This window comes from Limnohabitans sp. (genome assembly GCF_031539105.1).
Classification (GTDB): Bacteria; Pseudomonadota; Gammaproteobacteria; order Burkholderiales; family Burkholderiaceae_C; genus Limnohabitans.
On record NZ_JAVKLM010000036.1, the window covers coordinates 1 to 17,222 of the forward strand.

The following is a 17,222-nucleotide window of genomic DNA, read 5'->3' on the forward strand; positions in this document are numbered from 1 at the left end:
ATTTGGTATCGTTCTTCTCGGCTGAGGTGCTTGTACATTGGGCAACTTCGACTTGGCGGTTAAAGCGGCCATGATGCTCTCGCATCCTCAGCCACCTATAACCAGTTCATCTTTGTTGCACTTCGTCCTTGAATCCGCCAAAGAAGCCTTGGCGCTAGCTGCTGCTAAAGGCAACAAAGCGGCTAAGGCCTCAGAGTTTGTGTTGTACCCAGACGCACCACACGCGTTTCATGCCGACTACCGCGCCAGCTTCCGTGCTGGTCCCGCAGCTGACGGCTGGAGCCGCGCTATCGCTTGGCTCAAGCAATACGTCTAAAAGAAAAGCGTTTAGGCCACAAACACTCGCGCTTTGCGCGGTGTGAGCACCAAGGTCTCACCTTCCGTAAATCCCTGCTCGTAGAACTGCGATGCAGGGATTTGCGCTTCAATGATCTGCTGATCGGACGGGCCATCGCCCTCAGCCGCCACCAGCTCTAAGCGCGCAATCGGGCCCACCACAATGGCGCGGATGAGTTGCGCCACGATGCCGCCTTCGTCGTCTCTGCCAGATGCGTAGCGACGCACATCCAAATCGTGCGGGCGCACATAGGCAAAGGCTTTGGCGTCTTGTGCGGCGTGGTGTTCGGGGCTGGCCATGCGCACAGTTTGATCTTCCACACCAATGTGCATTTCGCCTTCATGGGCACGGCCATGGAACAAGTTCACATCGCCCAAGAAGCCATACACAAAGGGGCTGGCCGGGTGTTCCCACACCTCTTGCGGGCTGCCCACTTGTTCCACATTGCCTTTGTTCATCACCACCACGCGGTCGGCCACTTCGAGGGCTTCTTCTTGGTCGTGGGTCACAAAGATGGTGGTCACATTCAAGTCGTCATGCAAGCGACGCAACCAACGGCGCAGTTCTTTGCGCACCTTGGCGTCCAAGGCACCAAACGGCTCGTCGAGCAACAACACTTTGGGCTCCACCGCCAAGGCACGCGCCAAGGCAATGCGTTGGCGTTGACCGCCAGAGAGCTGCGAGGGGTAACGGTCGGCCAACCAATCCAGCTGCACGAGGCTCAACAAGTCGTGCACCTTCTTTTTGATTTGCTCTTCGCTGGGGCGTTCGCTGCGCGGCTTCACGCGCAGGCCAAAGGCCACGTTTTCAAACACCGTCATATGGCGGAACAAGGCGTAGTGTTGAAACACAAAACCCACTTGGCGCTCGCGCACATGCACGTGCGTGGTGTCTTCACCGCTGAACAAAATGGTGCCTGAGTCACCCGTTTCTAAACCCGCAATGATGCGGAGCAAGGTGGTTTTGCCGCAGCCCGATGGGCCCAACAAAGCGATCAACTCGCCAGAGTGAATGTCGAGGCTCACATCGCCCAGCGCTTGGAAGTCGCCAAACTGTTTGTGGATGTTTCTGATTTCGATGCTCATGATTCGGTACTCTTATTGATTTACGCGTGTGGATTCTCGGGAGGAAGATCAGCCGTGGCTTTGAGCTCACGCGCATGACGCCACTCCACCGTGGACTTGATGGCCAAGGTCACCAAAGCCAACAAGGCCAACAGCGAGGCAACGGCAAACGCCGCCACCGATTGGTATTCGTTGTACAAAATTTCCACATGCAAGGGCATGGTGTTGGTCTGCCCACGAATATGACCCGACACCACCGACACCGCACCAAACTCACCCATGGCGCGGGCGTTACACAAGATCACGCCGTAAATCAAACCCCACTTGATGTTGGGCAACGTGACATACCAAAAGGTTTGCCAACCTGTGGCACCCAACACAATGGCCGCTTGCTCTTCGTCATTGCCCTGCGCTTGCATGAGCGGGATCAACTCACGCGCGATGAAGGGGAACGTGACAAACACAGTGGCCAACACAATGCCGGGAACTGCAAAAATAATTTGAATGTCATGCGCTTGCAGCCAAGGGCCAAACCAGCCCTGCGCACCAAACATCAGCACATAAATCAAACCAGCCACCACGGGCGATACTGAGAACGGCAAGTCCACCAGCGTGGTCAAAAACGCTTTGCCTGTGAATTCATACTTGGCAATAGCCCACGCAGCTGCAACGCCAAACACTAGGTTCAAGGGTACGGCAATGAGTGCGGTGATGAAAGTCAGGCGAATGGCCGACCACGCATCGGGCTCTTGCAAAGCCACCCAATAGGCATCCAAGCCTTTGCGCAAGGCCTCGGTGAACACCGCCGCCAAAGGCAAAACCAAGAAGAAAAACATAAACGTCAGCGCCACACCTATCAGGCTGTAGCGCACCCATGCGGGTTCAGTCGTACCCGCTTGCGCCCTGCGCGCGGAAGGATTGATTGCTGCGGTACTCATGCTGGGGCTCCTGTGTGGCGACGTTGCCAAGCCTGCAGCGCATTGATGACCAACAACAAAATAAACGAGATGACCAACATCACCACTGCCACTGCGGTAGCACCTGCGTAGTCGTATTGCTCCAGCTTGCCAATGATGATGAGCGGTGTGATTTCAGACACCATGGGCATATTGCCCGCAATGAAAATGACCGAGCCATATTCACCAATCGCACGCGCAAAGGCCATGGCGAAGCCGGTCAACAACGCAGGCGCAATGCTGGGGAAGATCACCCGTGTAAACGTTTGCCAACGCGTGGCACCCAAACACGTGGCCGCTTCTTCGAGTTCTTTCTCTGCATCTTCCAGCACCGGCTGCACCGTGCGCACCACAAAGGGCAAGCCAATGAATATCAGGGCAATCACCACGCCATTGGGATTGAACGCGAGCTGAATGCCCATGGGCTCCAAGTACTGTCCCACCCAGCCGTTACCCGCCAACAAAGCGGTGAGCGAAATACCGGCCACCGCAGTAGGCAAAGCAAAGGGTAAGTCCACCAGTGCATCGACCACCTTCTTACCGAAGAAGTCGTAGCGCACCAGCACCCAAGCCACGAGCAAACCAAACACCACATTCACCAAAGCGGCAATGAGCGACGCACCAAACGTGAGTCGGTACGACGCCATCACGCGTGGGCCTGTGACAGCCTCAACAAATTGGTCCCATGTGAGTGTGAAGGTTTTGAAGATCAATGCGGAGAGCGGAATCAACACAATCAAGCTCAGGTAAGTGAGCGTGAAACCTAGCGTGATATTGAAGCCGGGAAGAACACGCGCCGCCTTGTGGCTGCGCGCCAGAGAAAACAATGCCATGAATGATTACTTCACCGTGTAAATCTTGTCGAACTGGCCACCATCATTGAAGTGCACTTTTTGCGCTTCGCTGAGTGAGCCGAAATACTCGCTCACAGGCACCAACTGAATGGGTTTGAAAGTCGATGCATATTTCTTGAGCAACGCGGGTGAGCGTGGACGCAAAGCATGCTTGGCAGCAATTTCTTGTGCTTCGTCTGAATACAAGTAGTTCAAATAAGCCTTGGCCAATTCGCCTGTGCCTTTTTTGGCCACCGTGCGCTCCACCACGGCTACGGGGTTCTCGGCAATGATGCTGACCGATGGATGCACGGCATCGACCTTGCCTTCGCCAAATTCGCGATCGACCGACACCACTTCGGATTCAAACGTCACCAACACATCGCCGATGTTGCGTTGCAAGAAGATGGTGGTCGCGTCACGGCCGCCTTTGGCGAGCACGGGCACGTTCTTGAAAATCTTGGCCACAAATTCAGCAGCTTGTGCATCGGTCTGGCCTTTTTTACGCGCATAGGCCCAAGCAGCCAAGTACGCCATGCGGCCATTGCCACCAGTTTTGGGGTTGACGATGATGACTTGCACGCCAGGCTTGGTCAGGTCGTCCCAATCTTTGATGCCCTTGGGGTTGCCATTGCGTGTGAGGAACAACATGGTTGAGGTGGTGGGAGACGCGTTGTTGGGGAACTTCTTCGCCCAGTCTTTCGCCACCACGCCGTTGCTGGCCAAGAACTCGATGTCGGTGGTGGTGTTCATGCTGACCACATCGGCATCTAAGCCATCGTTCACCGCACGGGCTTGTGCGCTAGAGCCGCCGTGGGCTTGGTCAATCTTGATATCTTTGCCCGTGGTCTTTTTGTAATGGGCAACAAAAGCGGCGTTGTAGTCTTTGTAAAACTCGCGGGCTACGTCATACGACGCGTTCAGCAATGTTTGTGCTGAGGCCAGAGAGCTGACTGCCAACAACGCAGCGGCCAAGGTGGTGTGTAGAAATTTTTTCATGCTGTTTGAAGCTCCAAAGAATGAATCGAAGTCGCAGCTGACGACGTTTTAAAAACCAAAGGTGTTTCTACCAATGACTGCAACAGCGCTAGCCCAAGTGGCCAGGCGCCAAAACCAGAATCGATGTTGATGTGCCCTGCGTTTTGCAATCGCACAAACTCGCTGCCCCAAGAGCGGGCATACGCGCCTGCAGTGCGCACAGGGCAATACGGGTCGTTGCTGCTGGCCACCACCACACTGCGGTAGGGGAGCGTATGGTACGGCACAGGCGCAAAGTCCACCAAAGGCGCACGTCTTTCAGGGTCAGCGGGGGCCACCAGCAAAGCACCCTGAATACGGGCCACCGCCTCGGGCGGTAAGTGGGTCGATGCAATGCAGCCTAGGCTGTGCGCCACCAACACCACGGGGCCGTTTTGGGCAAGGATGGTTTCGGCAATGCGGCCGACCCAAGCGCTGCGTGTGGGAGAAATCCAGTTGTCTTGTTGCACGCGCACCGCACCCTTGATGGACTCGGCCCACAGGCTTTGCCAGTGACCGGGGCCGGAATCGCGCCAGCCGGGCACGATGAGGATGGTGGGTGTTTGAGACATGGCTGCGATTGTGGGTGGCCTTGCACCAAACTCAAACGACTGTTTATTTGTTAGTTAATAACGCATCCGTATAAAGGAAAAAGCCCGCAAACATGCGGGCTTTGAAGGGTTGGGTCGCAATGGCCTTACAGAATTTGAGCCGCTTCGTCGAATGCAAAGCGTGGGCCGCGTGGGTACACACCCGCTGGGTCGGCCACACCGAGGTTGATGAGGAAGTTGGCTTTGAAGCGGCCATCGGCAAAGAAAGCCTCATTCACCAGCTGTGGGTTAAAGCCTGACATGGCGCCGCTGTCCAAGCCCAAGGCACGTGCGGCCACGATGAGGTACGCACCTTGCATGCTGCTGTTTCGCAAAGCAGTGGCTTCGGTCATGGCGGGATTGGCATCAAACAACGGCTTCGCGTCATAACCCGGAAACTGGGTGGGCAGATGCTCGGGAAAACGTGTGTCTTGCGCGACGATCACGGTCACCGCAGCACTTTGTACTTGGGGCACGTTGTTGGGCATCAACGCTGGCATGAGCTTGGCTTTGGCTTCAGCCGTTTTCAAAAACACATAGCGTGCGGGCTGCGCGTTGAAGGCGGTAGGGCCCCACTTGAGCAAGTCGTACAGCTGGTGAATCACCTCGTCAGACACAGGTGTGTCTTTGAAAGCGTGGACTGTGCGGGCTTCGCGAAACAGTTGGTTGAGTGCGGCGTCGTTGAGGACGTTAAATGACATGTTGATTTCCTAAAAAAAAGATGACGTGGCCTATGTTGCCACGTTAGCGCAGTCTTGATCGCGCTCATGCGCAATGACCCATCACTTCTTGATGTAAATCTGGTCAAACTGCGCGCCGTCGGCAAAGTGCTCTTTGGCCACTTTGTCCCAGTTGCCAAATGCACTTTCCAAAGTGAACAGGTTGAGCTTGGGCAACTGCTTCACATACTTGGCTTGCGCTTTGGCAGAGATGGGGCGGTAGAAGTTTTTGCCCGCAATGTCTTGGCCTTCTTCGGTGTAGAGGTAGTTGAGGTAAGCCTCGGCCACTTTGCGTGTGCCCTTGCGTTCGACGTTTTTGTCGACCACGGTGACAGGTGGCTCAGCCAAGATGCTGATGGATGGGTAGACGATGTCCACTTTGTTGCCGAATTCTTTTTCCAGCAAATGCGCTTCGTTTTCCCAAGAGATGAACACATCGCCTTGGTTGCGTTGTGCAAACGTGACCGATGAGCCGCGTGCGCCGGTGTCCAGCACGGGCACGTTCTCGTAGAGTTTTTTCACAAACTCTTTGGCTTTACTTTCATCACCTTTTGGACCGCCGTATTTGCGTTTGGCAAATTCCCAAGCGGCCAAGTAGTTCCAACGTGCGCCACCCGATGTTTTGGGGTTGGGCGTGATGACGCTGATACCGGGCTTGACCAAGTCGTCCCAGTCTTTGATGCCCTTGGGGTTGCCTTGGCGCACCACCAACACGATGGTGGAGGTGTAAGGCGACGAGTTGTGTGGCAAACGCTTTTGCCAGTCTTGCGGAATGAGGCCACCGTTTTTGTACAAGGCGTCTATGTCGCCAGCCAAGGCCAAGGTGACCACGTCGGCGTCGATGCCGTCAATGACCGAGCGGGCTTGTTTACCCGAGCCACCATGTGACTGCTTGATGGTCACGTCTTGGCCGGTTTGTGCTTTCCAGTGTTTGGCAAAGGCGGCGTTGAACTCGGAGTACAGCTCACGGGTTGGGTCATACGACACGTTGAGCAAGGTGACGGGCGCAGGTTGCGCGGCAGCCAAGCCGCTCACGGCCAACAAGGCTGTGGCCACCAGAGTTTTGAGAAAGTGTTTGCGTTGAATCATGTGGTTCCCTTTGAGTCCATCAAAAATGACGATGGACGGATTCTTAGTGCAGGCGCACTAAAAGGGAACGACAGAGTTATTGGTAGTTAATTACCGAAACATCTAAGGCAAATCAAATGGAGGCGACGGTGGCCTCGTCCGTGCGGGTATCGCCACGGTTGTCTTTCCACTGAATGGCCAGCTTGTCGCCAGCCTTGGTGCCTTTGAGAACGAACTGCCAAAACGGGTTTTTAGACACAGCGGTGCCCCACTCTGCGGTGATCACTGGCTTGCCATTGAGCAAGACCGTGACGTCTTGGATATGCCAAGCGGGAATGACTTTGCCGCTGCCGTCTTTGCGTTGGCCAGATTCCATTTCGTGGTTCATCAACACACGCACAGTGGCGTTGTTGCCAGCGGGAACGATGCGGATACGAGATGCTTCAGACATGGTGTGTGTTCCTCTCGTTATTCGCCGCAGCCACCGATGGTGACTTTGACTTCGCGTTTGGCAAAGAAGGCTTTGCCGTCTTGCGTCAAAGCCACGGCATACACGTCGGACGATTGGCTCATTTTGATGCGCAAAGAAAATTGAGGGTCAACGATTGGGCTGAGTTGAAAGTTAGCCACCAACGCTGATGGATTTTTTTCAACCAACAACAACACACGTTTCACGTTAGGCAGCGTTGTACCAAAGCTCAACAACACACTCGCACCACTGTCGGCAATCTCTGGCCCGTTGATGGTGACCTCTGTGCTGACCACCGGGGCAGATGCACCCAAGGCCTTCAAAGCGGCGTTCACCGACTTGGCGTCAAAGGCTGCTTTTTCATAGGCAATGGCTTTGAACGGCAAAAAGCCGGCTGTACCCAGCAGCGTGGCCACAGCCCAACTGTGTTGGAGGGTTTGACGTCGGTTCAACATGGTGTTTCTCTCGGTAAAAGCGCATCTTGCCTTAGCAAATCCGCTTAGACTTACGGCTTCGTTTTTATCAATTTTTAGATGAGCTGGAGTTCACCATGACACAACGCTTCTCTGTGCAACACCGCTTGGCTTTGATGGCCGCTGCGTCAGCATGTTTCATTTCAAGTGCCTACGCACAACCTGCCGCCGATGCGCTTTATCAACGCGCCACGGCCGCCACTTGCGCCAACTGCCACGGCACCGATGGCCGCACCACCGAAGGCTCTGCCATTCCTGCATTGGCTGGTATGCCCAAGGACTACATGGTATTGCAAATGAAAGCCTTCAAAGAAGGCACACGCCCTGCCACCGTGATGCACCAGCTCACCAAAGGCCTGACCGATGCACAAGTTGACAGCATCGCCACCTATTACGCCAGCCTCAAACGCTAAAAGGACACATCATGAAACGCCGTAGTTTTGTACAAGCCTCATTGGCCGTTGGTTCGTTGGGCGCCTTGATGGGTTGCGCGTCCACAGGTCGTATTCCAGAAAAAGCACGCGTGGTCGTGGTGGGTGGTGGTTATGGCGGCGCAACTGCTGCCAAATACATTCGCATGCTGTCGAACTACAAAATCGACGTGACCATGATTGAACCCAATTCAGCCTTTGTGTCGTGCCCGATTTCTAACTTGGTCATTGGCGGCAGCAAGACCATGGCCGACATCACCACACCGTACGACAAACTTTCCGGCAACCACGGCGTGAACGTGGTGCGCGACTATGTGACCAGCATTGATGCAGCCAAGAAAACCGTGACCTTGGCCAGTGGACCCAGCATTCGTTACGACAAGCTGGTGCTCTCACCTGGCATCGACTTGGTGTTGAACAGTGTGGAAGGTTTGCAGGCGGCCCATGCCTCCGGCCAAATCTTGCACGCATGGAAAGGCGGTCCAGAAACTTTGGGGCTGCGCAAGCAACTCGAAGCCATGGACGATGGCGGCGTGTTTGCCATCACCATTCCAGAAGCGCCCTACCGCTGCCCTCCCGGCCCGTACGAGCGTGCGAGCCAAGTGGCACATTACTTCAAGCAACACAAGCCCAAATCGAAGGTGTTGATTTTGGATGCCAACCCAGACGTCACCTCTAAAGGTCCGCTATTCAAAAAGTTTTGGGCTGACAACTACAAAGGCATCTTGGAATACCGCGGCCAGCACAAAACTGTGGGCGTGGACGCCAAAACCAAAACGCTCAAGTTTGAAGTGCAAGGCGATGTGAAGGCCGATGTGCTCAACATCTTGCCCACCATGCGTGCAGGCACGATTGCCATTCAAAGCGGCTTGGCCAACGCCAATGCGCGTTGGTGCGGTGTGAACTACCAAACCTTTGAATCCACCCAGGCCAAAGACGTGCACGTGATTGGCGACTCCATTTTGCTAGCCCCTGCCATGCCCAAGTCTGGCCACATGGCCAACTCGCAAGGCAAGGTCACGGCCGCGGCCATCGTGGCACAACTGTCTGACTTGCCTGTCAATCCAGACCCTTTGCTCACCAACACGTGCTACAGCTTTGTGAGCGACAAGCTGGTGGTGCATGTGGCCTCAGTGCATCAATACGACGCCAAAGACAAGACCTACAAAACGGTTCCCGGTTCTGGCGGTGTGTCAACAGCACCCAATGAGCTGGAAGGCATCTACGCTTTGAACTGGGCCCAAAACATTTGGGCCGATACCCTGCGTTAATTGGCGTGGCTGCGTAACGCAGCCACGGTGGCTTGCAGGTCTTGCGCCCAGTCTCGGCGACTGCGGCCATCGGCTACTTGCTTGTCGCCATAGCGCACTTGCGCCAGCAACGGTGGTGCGCACAACGTGCGCCACAGCGAGCTGACCAAGGTGTCGTCATCGCGGTAGCAAGGCGCAAGGCTGATGTCGTGGGTGTGCGCATCGATGAACTGCAAGGCAATGGGCTGAATGGGGGCCTCGGCCGAAATAGCGGCTTGCAAGAGGTTGGCATGAAACGGCAGCACCGTGATGCCGTCGCCCGTGGCTCCCTCGGGGAACACGGCCAGCACTTGGCCTTGGCGCAAGGCATCAGCCATTTGGTGGACCACGCGCATGGCGTCGTTGCGCGAACCGCGTTCGATGTAGAGCGAACCGCCACCCGTGGTGAGTGTGCCCAACACAGGCCAAGCGCGAATTTCAGACTTGGCCACAAAGCGGCAATGACAAGCGGCGTGCATGACCAAAATATCCAGCCACGAAATATGGTTGGCCGCCATCAGCACAGGGCCTTGTGCGGGGTGGCCTTTGACGCGCACCTCAATGCCAATGATGGCCAACATGCTGCGTGCCCACACCTCGACATAACGGGCTTGCTGCGCGTCATTGAGCTTGGGGAACTTAGTGCGTATGTCCCAATAAGCGCCCAAGATGCACGCGAGCACGCGCACAAACTTCGCAAGCGCAAGCACGTGTTTCATCATTTATTTTGGTAAGCCACGTGGCCCGCCACCAAAGTGGCTTTGACGCGAGCAGGCAAAGACATGCCCGTCATGTCAAACGCAAACGGCGTGTGTTTGCCTTGGCTGTGCAGGGCGTCGGGTGTGACGTGCCATTCAACCGCGGGGTCAAACACCACAATGTCGGCCACGCCGCCCACATGCAATTGGCCCAAGCTGGTGCTTTGGCCTTCGATCTTTCCCAACACTTTGGCGGGTTGCGCCGTCAGCACATCGAGCGCGCGCAACACACTCACCTTGCTGTCTTGCGCCCACTTGAGCGAGAGGCTGAGCAACAGTTCTAAGCCCGTCGCGCCTGATTCGGCTTCGGCAAATGGCAAGGCCTTGCCGTCGTTGTCAATGGGCGTGTGATCGGACACCAAAGCATCCAGCGTGCCATCGGCCAATGCGGCACGCAAAGCATCGCGGTCGCGCTGTTGGCGCAACACAGGCGTCACGCGTGCGCGGCTGTCAAAGTAGCCAATGTCGTGGTCGCTCAGGTGCAGTGAGTTGATGCTCACATCGGCCGTCACGGCCAAGCCTTCTTGCTTGGCGGCACGCACCAACTCCACACCTTCAGCGCTGGAGATGCGGCACAAATGCACCCGTGCGCGGGTAGCGCGCATGAGCGCAAAGATGGTGTGCAGTGCAATGGTCTCAGCTGCCACAGGCACGCCGCTCAAACCCAAACGGGTGGCGAGTGGGCCGCTGGCTGCCACGCCTTTGCCCAAATGCATGTCTTGTGGGCGCAACCACACGGTGTAGCCAAAGGTGGCGGCGTATTGCAAAGCGCGTTGCAACACTTGTGTGTTTTCTAGTGGCACTTCGGCTTGGCTAAAGCCCACACAGCCTGCATCGGTGAGGTCTGACATTTCAGTCAGCACTTCGCCTTTCAAACCACGGGTGAGTGCACCCAGTGGGAACACGCGAGCGCGGTGCAGTTTTTCAGCGCGGAACTTGAGCATTTCAATCAAGCCCGGCTCGTCCAACACGGGATCGGTGTCGGGCGGGCACACGAGGCTGGTGACGCCGCCGGCTACAGCGGCCATGAGCTCGGAGGCCAGCATGCCTTCGTGTTCGTAGCCGGGCTCGCGCAAGCGCACTTGCAAATCGACCAAGCCTGGGGCGACGATGCAGCCCTTGGCATCTATGGTGTGTTCTGCTTTGAAGTTCGCAGGCAACTTCTCACCTGCTTTTGCAATTGCTAGGACGTGACCATCTGCCACTGCCACATCGGCCACGTGGTCAAAACCAGAGGCTGGGTCAATCACGCGACCGTTTTGAATCAGGATGTTCATGCTTCATTCCCCGCCACGATCGACATCACGGCCATACGCACAGCAATACCAAACGTCACCTGCGACAAGATGACACTTTGCGGCCCATCGACCACGGCAGAGTCAATCTCCACACCTCGGTTGATGGGGCCCGGGTGCATCACGATGGCGTCGGGCTTGGCCAGTTGCAACTTCTCTTGCGTGAGGCCAAACGATTTGAAATATTCCTGACTCGATGGCAACAAGGCCCCGCTCATGCGTTCGTTTTGCAAGCGCAGCATGATGATCACGTCACAACCTTTGATGCCTTCTTCGAGGTTGTTGAACACCCGCACACCCATGGCCGACAGGTCGCTGGGCACCAAGGTCTTAGGGCCGACCACGCGCACTTCGGCGCAGCCGAGTGTGGTGAGCGCGTGAATGTCCGAGCGCGCCACACGTGAGTGCAACACATCGCCCACGATGGCCACGGTGAGGTTAGTGAAGTCTTTTTTGTAGTGACGGATGGTGTACATGTCCAGCAAACCCTGCGTGGGGTGTGCGTGACGGCCGTCGCCGGCGTTGACCACGTGCACATGCGGCGCCACGTGTTCAGCAATGAGGTAGGGCGCACCCGACTCGCTGTGGCGCACCACAAAAATATCAGCGGCCATCGCGCTCAGGTTGGCGATGGTGTCGAGCAGCGACTCACCCTTGGCTGCGGATGAACGTGCAATGTCGAGGTTGAACACATCCGCCGACAAACGTGTGGCGGCAATCTCGAACGTGGTGCGTGTGCGTGTGCTGTTTTCGAAGAACAGGTTGAACACGCTCTTGCCTCGCAAGAGGGGCACCTTTTTCACTTCGCGGTCGTTGACCGACACGAAGTTGGCTGCGGTGTCCAAGATGTGCGTCAAGATGTTGCGCGACAAACCTTCGGTAGAGAGCAGGTGAATCAGCTCGCCGTTTTTGTTGAGTTGGGGGTTGCGTTTGTAAAGCACTTTGGATCAGCCCTTCACTGAGAAATTAAATTGGCCGTGGTCGTCTTTGGTCAGCGCCAGCGATTGGGTAGCGGGCAAGGCCACACGCGCTGCCGCGTAGTCGGCCTGAATGGGCAGCTCGCGGCCACCGCGGTCGACCAGCACCGCCAACTGCACATGGGCAGGACGGCCATAGTCAAACAACTCATTGAGCACCGCGCGGATGGTCCGGCCGGTATAGAGCACATCGTCGAGCACGATGAGGTGCGCGCCGTTCACTTCAAACGGCAGCTTGGTTTGGCCGCCATCGGCCAAGCCGCGTTGCGCAAAGTCGTCGCGGTGCATGGCCGATGAAATGCTGCCGGCTTCGCCTTCGAGCTTCAAATCTTTTTGCAAGCGTGCCGCCAACCAAGCACCACCCGAGGTGATGCCCACCAACCGTGTGGTGGGCGTGAGCATGCTGCGCACGCCTTTGAGCAGCTCGGTGTACAAGCTCTCCGCGTCCAGCATGAGGTTTCCGTGGGTACTCATAAGTTCTCTCGAAAAAATTGATTGAGGATGATGCAAGCCGATGCAGCGTCTGCATCTTTGGCACCCTGGCTGTGGGCTTCGGTGGTGCTGTAACGCTCGTCCACTTCAAACACAAGCAGGTTGAAACGTCCGTTGAGTTGACGTGCAAATTTTTTGGCCTTGGCCGTGTTCTCGTGGGCCGCACCGTCGGGGTGATAGGGCACGCCCACCACCAACGCGTCTGGCTGCCACTCGGCAATGCACTTGGTGATGAGGGCCCAGCGGGCATCGCCTTCGGCATTTACCGTAGGTTGGGGTTGTGCGTCGCGCAACATGCGGCTGCCGTAGGCCACGCCGGTGCGTTTGACGCCGAAGTCAAAGGCCAAGAAAGATTGGAAGTTGGCGGGCACGGCGCTCATGAATGCCCCACTTCGCTAGACAACATCCACGACTCCAAGCCCAGCAACTTCATGGCACGCTCGTAACGTTGCTCCACCGGTGTGTCAAAAATCACCGCCATGTCTGCCCCCACAGTCAGCCAGCTGTTTTCAGCCAGCTCAGACTCCAGTTGGCCTTCGCCCCAGGCCGAGTAGCCCAGCGAGATCAGCACACGCTTGGGGCCCGCGCCAATCGACAGGGCTTCGAGCACGTCTTTGGACGTGGTCATCTCTAGGCCACCGGGGATGATCATGGTGGAGGCGTAAACAGATTCTTTGTCGCTCACGGCGCTGAGGGCCGCGGCCTCTTTTGCGGCTTCTTGTGCAGCCTCTCCACCTTCATCTGAAGGTAGCTGACTCGCGTCTTGGGGGCTTTCGCTTGCAGCAGCCTGAGCCCACATCGCATCGTGCAACACAAAGCCGCGCTCGGTGTGCACGGGGCCGCCTTGCAAAACAGGGGCGTTCATGAGGTCTTGGCGGTGCAGGGGCAAGTCGACTTTGTCGAACAAACCCTTCATCGACAACTCACCAGGTTTGTTAATAACCAGGCCGAGTGCACCACGTTCGCTGTGCTCGCACACATAGACCACGCTTTTGGCAAAAGTCTCATCCTCCAAACCGGGCATGGCGATCAAAAAATGATGCGTCAGGTTGATGGAGGCAGAATCAGCGGTCATGCAGCAATTTTAAAGGGTGAACATGCCTAGCCAGTCGTCTAAATCTACACACCACTTGCCCCACGTGGACAAAGGGCTGATGTGGTTCCGCCGCGACCTGCGCGCGTTCGACAACGCGGCCTTGTTTCAAGCGCTCAAAAGCTGCAACCAAGTGCACTGCGTGTTTGTATTTGACAAAGCCATCTTGGACAGCCTGCCCCGCGCAGACCGACGTGTGGAATTCATCCGCGAGTCACTGGCAGCGTTGGACGCCGAGCTTCACGCTGTGGCAGGCCAAGCAGGTGCGGGCCTGATCGTGCGCCACGCGGTGGCGGCATCGGAAGTGCCGCGCCTCGCCCACGAGCTGAGTGTGCAAGAGGTGTTTGCCAACCATGACGACGAGCCCGACTCACTGGCCCGCGATGCCCAAGTGCGTGGCAGCTTAGCCAACTTTGGTATTGGTTTTCAAACCTTCAAAGACCATGTGATTTTTGAGCGCAGTGAGGTGCTGACCCAAATGGGCAAGCCCTACGGCGTGTTCACCCCCTACAAAAACGCGTGGCTGCAAAAGGTGAACGACTACTATTTGAAGTCTTACCCCGTGGGCAAATACATCAAGGCGCTGGCCGCGCGGCCCAAGGCCTACCAGCTGCCTGTGCCGAGCTTGGCCGACATCGGCTTTGAAGCCACCAACCTCAGCAGCCTGCATGTGCCCACCGGCAGCCCCGGCGGCTTGGCCTTGTTTGAAGATTTCTTCGACCGCATGGACAAGTACGACGAAACCCGCAACTTCCCCGCCATCAAAGGCCCTAGCTACTTGGGTGTGCATTTGCGCTTTGGCACGGTGTCGATTCGCCAGTTGGCATCGACCGCCTACAAACGCATGTTGGTGGGCTCAGCAGGTGCAGAGGTGTGGCTGTCTGAGCTGGTGTGGCGCGATTTTTATCACCAAATCTTGCACCACCACCCACGTGTGGTGACGGGTGCTTTCAAGCCCGAATACAACGACATCAAGTGGGACCACCACAAGCACGCCAAAGAGCTGTTTGCCGCGTGGTGCGAAGGCCGCACGGGCTACCCGCTGGTAGATGCAGCCATGGCGCAAATCAACCAAACGGGCTACATGCACAACCGTTTGCGCATGGTAGTGGCGAGCTTTTTAACCAAAGATTTGGGCATCGATTGGCGCTGGGGCGAACGCTATTTCGCCGAACACCTGAACGACTTTGACCTCGCCGCCAACAACGGCGGCTGGCAGTGGGCCAGCTCGAGTGGTTGCGATGCGCAGCCCTACTTTCGCATCTTCAACCCCACCAACCAAAGCGAAAAGTTTGACCCAGAAGGCAAGTTCATTCGCCGCTACGTGCCTGCGCTGGCCAAGCTCAACAACAAAGCCATCCACGCACCGTGGCTGGCCAAACCGATGGAACTGGACGAAGCAGGTTTGGTGCTGGGGCGCGATTACCCCAGACCCATCGTGGACCACGCCGAGGCACGCACCCTCACGCTGGAGCGGTATGCGGTGGTGAAGAAGGTGAAATAAAAAAGCGAGGCTATTCGCCCCGACAGCGCGTCAGCGCTGTCACTCCGCTCTTAGTGCCGCCAACACATTCGGCTGCGGCTCGCGCATGCTGCCCACCGCAAAGTGTTGCAACAAACGGCTCACTTCTTGGGCACCGCTCAGGCTGGTTTTGATGTCGTCAGCCACGCGCTTGGCACGCAAGCGGGCCAGTTGCACGGCCAATGAATCGGCCACTTGCTGCACCGCGGTCAGCTGCACGTCTTGCGCCAGTTGGGCCATGCTTTGCACGTCCAGCTGGGCTTCGGTGGGCAGGTCAGACTCGGGCGACTCAGACCAATCGTTGAGGATGTTCACCAAGCGCTGCGAAATGACGTCGGCCTGCTCTAAAAACAACAGGTGATTGATGACTTGCAGACTGTCGTCGATGGGCGTGTCGTGTTCGTAGAACTGCTCGCGCAGCTGCAAACCACTCAGCACCTGGGAGGCAGCGCTGGCCTCAGGCTCTTCAATGCTGCGGTTGGGGGCCAAACGCAAGCCTTCAAAAAAGTGGGTGGCCAGCGACCAAAAGGTGCGCCAACCAGCAATGGTTTCAGCGTCTAGCTGACGCTGGCACAGCAGTTCTAGCTCGCGCGCTGCCTGCAAATTCACCGCTGGGCGCTGGCGCAGCAAGGCCAGCACTTGGGTTTCAAACTGCGCGCGAACTCGCATGGTGATTAGATTTGCACCATTTCGAAGTCTTCTTTGCGTGCGCCGCACTCTGGACAGGTCCAGTTCATGGGCACGTCAGCCCAGGCGGTGCCAGCGGCAATGCCGTGTTCAGGCGCGCCGGCCTCTTCGTCGTAAATCCATCCACAAATCAGACACATCCAGGTATTAGCCACAGTATTTCTTTCGTCAACGCATAGAATGAAAAGCATTGTATCGACCCACTTATGGCGCCAGAAAACACCCCTCCGTCCACCGAAATTGCTTTGTCTGACGAGACCAGCGGTGCACCCCCGTGCGTGCTGGTGTTCAACGCCAACGACCCCAGCGGTGCGGGCGGCTTGTCTGCCGACGTGTTGGCAGCGGGCTCCGTGGGTGCGCACGCGCTGCCTGTGGTGACGGGCGCCTACATGCGCGATACCGCTGAAATTTTTGACCACATTGCTTTTGACGAAGACGCCGTAGCCGAGCAAGCCCGCAGCGTGCTGGAAGACATCAGCGTGCAAATCATCAAGGTGGGGTTTTGCGGCAACCCCGACAACCTGAGCGTGATTGCCGAAATCAGCACCGACTACGCCGACGTGCCCGTGATCGCCTACATGCCCAACCTGTCTTGGTGGGAAGACGAAAAGATTGACGCTTATTTAGACGCCTTCCGCGAACTGATCTTGCCCCAAACCACCGTGTTGGTGGGCAACCACAACACCTTGTGGCGCTGGTTGCTGCCCGATTGGAGCAACGAGAAAAGCCCCAGCCCGCGCGACATTGCACGCGCCGCCGCTGAAGTGGGTGTGCCCTATGTGCTGGTCACTGGCATCAACCACCCTGACCAACACATTGAAAACGCTTTGGCCACCGCCCACACCGTCATGGTGAGCGAGCGGTTTGAGCGCTTTGACGCCAAGTTCTCTGGCGCAGGCGACACGCTCAGCATCACGCTGGCTGCCGTGTTGGCCGCAGGCACCGACCTTGAGCTGGCCACGCGCGAAGCCCTGAACTTCCTCGACCAAAGCCTCAACAGCGGCTTTCGACCTGGCATGGGCCACATCGTGCCCGACCGCATGTTTTGGGCCGAAGAAGATGACGAAGCCGAAGAAGGTGATGTCGCTGACGGCCTGCCCGCCACGGCCGAAGACTTCTCACTCCCCCGCCACGAAACCAAACATTGATTTT

At 57.0% G+C, this 17,222-nt stretch carries 21 protein-coding genes and 1 pseudogene; 5 read left to right on the plus strand and 17 right to left on the minus strand.

What is annotated here, in order from left to right; genetic code table 11:
* Positions 1–157 precede the first annotated feature (157 nt).
* Positions 158–316, plus strand: a pseudogene (locus tag RMR24_RS13545) (dienelactone hydrolase family protein); the annotation flags it as partial.
* An 11-nt stretch (positions 317–327) separates the two neighbouring features.
* On the opposite strand, the gene RMR24_RS09505 reads toward RMR24_RS13545, so the two are convergent.
* The 9 genes from RMR24_RS09505 to soxY all read right to left on the minus strand — a co-directional run bounded on the left by RMR24_RS09505 (position 328) and on the right by soxY (position 7,508).
* Positions 328–1,422, minus strand: a complete 1,095-nt coding sequence (locus tag RMR24_RS09505) for a sulfate ABC transporter ATP-binding protein (protein WP_310614842.1) — start codon at positions 1,420–1,422, stop codon at positions 328–330.
* Between the two features lie 20 nt (positions 1,423–1,442).
* Positions 1,443–2,339 carry a sulfate ABC transporter permease subunit CysW gene (gene cysW / locus RMR24_RS09510; RefSeq protein ID WP_310614843.1) on the minus strand — a complete coding sequence of 299 codons (897 nt, stop codon included), beginning with the start codon at positions 2,337–2,339 and terminating at the stop codon, positions 1,443–1,445.
* Entirely contained in the window at positions 2,336–3,190 is an 855-nt protein-coding gene (cysT, locus tag RMR24_RS09515) for a sulfate ABC transporter permease subunit CysT (RefSeq protein WP_310614844.1), read from the minus strand. The genes cysW and cysT overlap by 4 nt, the downstream gene beginning before the upstream one ends.
* 6 nt (positions 3,191–3,196) lie before the next feature.
* Positions 3,197–4,189, minus strand: a complete 993-nt coding sequence (locus RMR24_RS09520; RefSeq protein WP_310614845.1) for a sulfate ABC transporter substrate-binding protein — start codon at positions 4,187–4,189, stop codon at positions 3,197–3,199.
* Positions 4,186–4,779 carry an alpha/beta hydrolase gene (locus RMR24_RS09525; protein WP_310614846.1) on the minus strand — a complete coding sequence of 198 codons (594 nt, stop codon included), beginning with the start codon at positions 4,777–4,779 and terminating at the stop codon, positions 4,186–4,188. Before RMR24_RS09525 ends, RMR24_RS09520 begins: the two co-directional genes overlap by 4 nt.
* A gap of 125 nt (positions 4,780–4,904) precedes the next feature.
* Positions 4,905–5,498 (minus strand): malonic semialdehyde reductase, encoded by a 594-nt coding sequence (locus RMR24_RS09530; RefSeq protein ID WP_310614847.1) that lies wholly within the window; start codon positions 5,496–5,498, stop codon positions 4,905–4,907.
* Positions 5,499–5,579: 81 nt separating this feature from the next.
* Positions 5,580–6,605 (minus strand): sulfate ABC transporter substrate-binding protein, encoded by a 1,026-nt coding sequence (locus RMR24_RS09535; RefSeq protein ID WP_310614848.1) that lies wholly within the window; start codon positions 6,603–6,605, stop codon positions 5,580–5,582.
* Between the two features lie 112 nt (positions 6,606–6,717).
* Positions 6,718–7,035, minus strand: a complete 318-nt coding sequence (gene soxZ, locus RMR24_RS09540) for a thiosulfate oxidation carrier complex protein SoxZ (RefSeq protein ID WP_310614849.1) — start codon at positions 7,033–7,035, stop codon at positions 6,718–6,720.
* Between the two features lie 17 nt (positions 7,036–7,052).
* Positions 7,053–7,508, minus strand: coding sequence for a thiosulfate oxidation carrier protein SoxY (gene soxY, locus RMR24_RS09545; RefSeq protein WP_310614850.1), 456 nt, complete (start codon positions 7,506–7,508; stop codon positions 7,053–7,055).
* Positions 7,509–7,603: 95 nt separating this feature from the next.
* Here soxY and RMR24_RS09550 point away from each other — a divergent pair, with 95 nt between their 5' ends.
* Positions 7,604–7,939, plus strand: coding sequence for a c-type cytochrome (locus tag RMR24_RS09550; protein WP_310614851.1), 336 nt, complete (start codon positions 7,604–7,606; stop codon positions 7,937–7,939).
* Between the two features lie 11 nt (positions 7,940–7,950).
* Positions 7,951–9,228, plus strand: a complete 1,278-nt coding sequence (locus RMR24_RS09555) for an NAD(P)/FAD-dependent oxidoreductase (RefSeq protein ID WP_310614852.1) — start codon at positions 7,951–7,953, stop codon at positions 9,226–9,228.
* Here the strand turns inward: RMR24_RS09555 and RMR24_RS09560 are convergent.
* From RMR24_RS09560 to RMR24_RS09585, 6 genes are read right to left on the minus strand one after another with little or no spacing between them, the layout of a single operon-like run.
* Positions 9,225–9,965, minus strand: a complete 741-nt coding sequence (locus RMR24_RS09560; RefSeq protein ID WP_310614853.1) for a lysophospholipid acyltransferase family protein — start codon at positions 9,963–9,965, stop codon at positions 9,225–9,227. The two genes, RMR24_RS09555 and RMR24_RS09560, sit on opposite strands and share 4 nt — an antisense overlap.
* Complete coding sequence (locus tag RMR24_RS09565) at positions 9,965–11,281, minus strand: dihydroorotase (protein WP_310614854.1); 1,317 nt, start codon at positions 11,279–11,281, stop codon at positions 9,965–9,967. The genes RMR24_RS09560 and RMR24_RS09565 overlap by 1 nt, the downstream gene beginning before the upstream one ends.
* Positions 11,278–12,240, minus strand: coding sequence for an aspartate carbamoyltransferase catalytic subunit (locus RMR24_RS09570; protein ID WP_108283141.1), 963 nt, complete (start codon positions 12,238–12,240; stop codon positions 11,278–11,280). The genes RMR24_RS09565 and RMR24_RS09570 overlap by 4 nt, the downstream gene beginning before the upstream one ends.
* A gap of 6 nt (positions 12,241–12,246) precedes the next feature.
* A complete protein-coding gene (pyrR, locus tag RMR24_RS09575; protein ID WP_310614855.1) occupies positions 12,247–12,750 on the minus strand; it encodes a bifunctional pyr operon transcriptional regulator/uracil phosphoribosyltransferase PyrR in 504 nt (167 codons plus the stop codon).
* Positions 12,747–13,148, minus strand: coding sequence for a Holliday junction resolvase RuvX (gene ruvX / locus RMR24_RS09580; protein ID WP_310614856.1), 402 nt, complete (start codon positions 13,146–13,148; stop codon positions 12,747–12,749). The genes pyrR and ruvX overlap by 4 nt, the downstream gene beginning before the upstream one ends.
* Positions 13,145–13,843, minus strand: coding sequence for a YqgE/AlgH family protein (locus tag RMR24_RS09585; protein ID WP_310614857.1), 699 nt, complete (start codon positions 13,841–13,843; stop codon positions 13,145–13,147). The genes ruvX and RMR24_RS09585 overlap by 4 nt, the downstream gene beginning before the upstream one ends.
* Before the next feature lie 22 nt (positions 13,844–13,865).
* Here RMR24_RS09585 and RMR24_RS09590 point away from each other — a divergent pair, with 22 nt between their 5' ends.
* Positions 13,866–15,365, plus strand: coding sequence for a deoxyribodipyrimidine photo-lyase (locus tag RMR24_RS09590; protein WP_310614858.1), 1,500 nt, complete (start codon positions 13,866–13,868; stop codon positions 15,363–15,365).
* 39 nt (positions 15,366–15,404) lie between these two features.
* Here RMR24_RS09590 and RMR24_RS09595 read toward each other — a convergent pair whose 3' ends face one another.
* Positions 15,405–16,052 carry a hypothetical protein gene (locus RMR24_RS09595; RefSeq protein ID WP_310614859.1) on the minus strand — a complete coding sequence of 216 codons (648 nt, stop codon included), beginning with the start codon at positions 16,050–16,052 and terminating at the stop codon, positions 15,405–15,407.
* 5 nt (positions 16,053–16,057) lie between these two features.
* On the minus strand, positions 16,058–16,261 hold the full coding sequence (locus RMR24_RS09600) for a rubredoxin (RefSeq protein ID WP_104801383.1): 204 nt from the start codon (positions 16,259–16,261) through the stop codon (positions 16,058–16,060).
* Between the two features lie 15 nt (positions 16,262–16,276).
* Here RMR24_RS09600 and RMR24_RS09605 point away from each other — a divergent pair, with 15 nt between their 5' ends.
* A complete protein-coding gene (locus tag RMR24_RS09605) occupies positions 16,277–17,218 on the plus strand; it encodes a bifunctional hydroxymethylpyrimidine kinase/phosphomethylpyrimidine kinase (RefSeq protein ID WP_310614860.1) in 942 nt (313 codons plus the stop codon).
* The last annotated feature ends 4 nt before the right edge of the window (positions 17,219–17,222 follow it).

What these genes read in the sequence shown, in the direction of transcription:
- RMR24_RS09605 (WP_310614860.1), top strand. Translation starts at nt 16,277, where the DNA reads ATGGCGCCAGAAAACACCCCTCCGTCCACCGAAATTGCTTTGTCTGAC.
- soxZ (WP_310614849.1), bottom strand. Translation starts at nt 7,035, where the DNA reads ATGTCTGAAGCATCTCGTATCCGCATCGTTCCCGCTGGCAACAACGCC.
- RMR24_RS09530 (WP_310614847.1), bottom strand. Translation starts at nt 5,498, where the DNA reads ATGTCATTTAACGTCCTCAACGACGCCGCACTCAACCAACTGTTTCGC.
- RMR24_RS09590 (WP_310614858.1), top strand. Translation starts at nt 13,866, where the DNA reads ATGCCTAGCCAGTCGTCTAAATCTACACACCACTTGCCCCACGTGGAC.
- RMR24_RS09560 (WP_310614853.1), bottom strand. Translation starts at nt 9,965, where the DNA reads ATGAAACACGTGCTTGCGCTTGCGAAGTTTGTGCGCGTGCTCGCGTGC.
- soxY (WP_310614850.1), bottom strand. Translation starts at nt 7,508, where the DNA reads ATGTTGAACCGACGTCAAACCCTCCAACACAGTTGGGCTGTGGCCACG.
- RMR24_RS09555 (WP_310614852.1), top strand. Translation starts at nt 7,951, where the DNA reads ATGAAACGCCGTAGTTTTGTACAAGCCTCATTGGCCGTTGGTTCGTTG.
- ruvX (WP_310614856.1), bottom strand. Translation starts at nt 13,148, where the DNA reads ATGAGCGCCGTGCCCGCCAACTTCCAATCTTTCTTGGCCTTTGACTTC.
- RMR24_RS09600 (WP_104801383.1), bottom strand. Translation starts at nt 16,261, where the DNA reads ATGCTTTTCATTCTATGCGTTGACGAAAGAAATACTGTGGCTAATACC.
- cysW (WP_310614843.1), bottom strand. Translation starts at nt 2,339, where the DNA reads ATGAGTACCGCAGCAATCAATCCTTCCGCGCGCAGGGCGCAAGCGGGT.
- RMR24_RS09525 (WP_310614846.1), bottom strand. Translation starts at nt 4,779, where the DNA reads ATGTCTCAAACACCCACCATCCTCATCGTGCCCGGCTGGCGCGATTCC.
- RMR24_RS09535 (WP_310614848.1), bottom strand. Translation starts at nt 6,605, where the DNA reads ATGATTCAACGCAAACACTTTCTCAAAACTCTGGTGGCCACAGCCTTG.
- RMR24_RS09505 (WP_310614842.1), bottom strand. Translation starts at nt 1,422, where the DNA reads ATGAGCATCGAAATCAGAAACATCCACAAACAGTTTGGCGACTTCCAA.
- RMR24_RS09585 (WP_310614857.1), bottom strand. Translation starts at nt 13,843, where the DNA reads ATGACCGCTGATTCTGCCTCCATCAACCTGACGCATCATTTTTTGATC.
- RMR24_RS09565 (WP_310614854.1), bottom strand. Translation starts at nt 11,281, where the DNA reads ATGAACATCCTGATTCAAAACGGTCGCGTGATTGACCCAGCCTCTGGT.
- pyrR (WP_310614855.1), bottom strand. Translation starts at nt 12,750, where the DNA reads ATGAGTACCCACGGAAACCTCATGCTGGACGCGGAGAGCTTGTACACC.
- cysT (WP_310614844.1), bottom strand. Translation starts at nt 3,190, where the DNA reads ATGGCATTGTTTTCTCTGGCGCGCAGCCACAAGGCGGCGCGTGTTCTT.
- RMR24_RS09520 (WP_310614845.1), bottom strand. Translation starts at nt 4,189, where the DNA reads ATGAAAAAATTTCTACACACCACCTTGGCCGCTGCGTTGTTGGCAGTC.
- RMR24_RS09550 (WP_310614851.1), top strand. Translation starts at nt 7,604, where the DNA reads ATGACACAACGCTTCTCTGTGCAACACCGCTTGGCTTTGATGGCCGCT.
- RMR24_RS09595 (WP_310614859.1), bottom strand. Translation starts at nt 16,052, where the DNA reads ATGCGAGTTCGCGCGCAGTTTGAAACCCAAGTGCTGGCCTTGCTGCGC.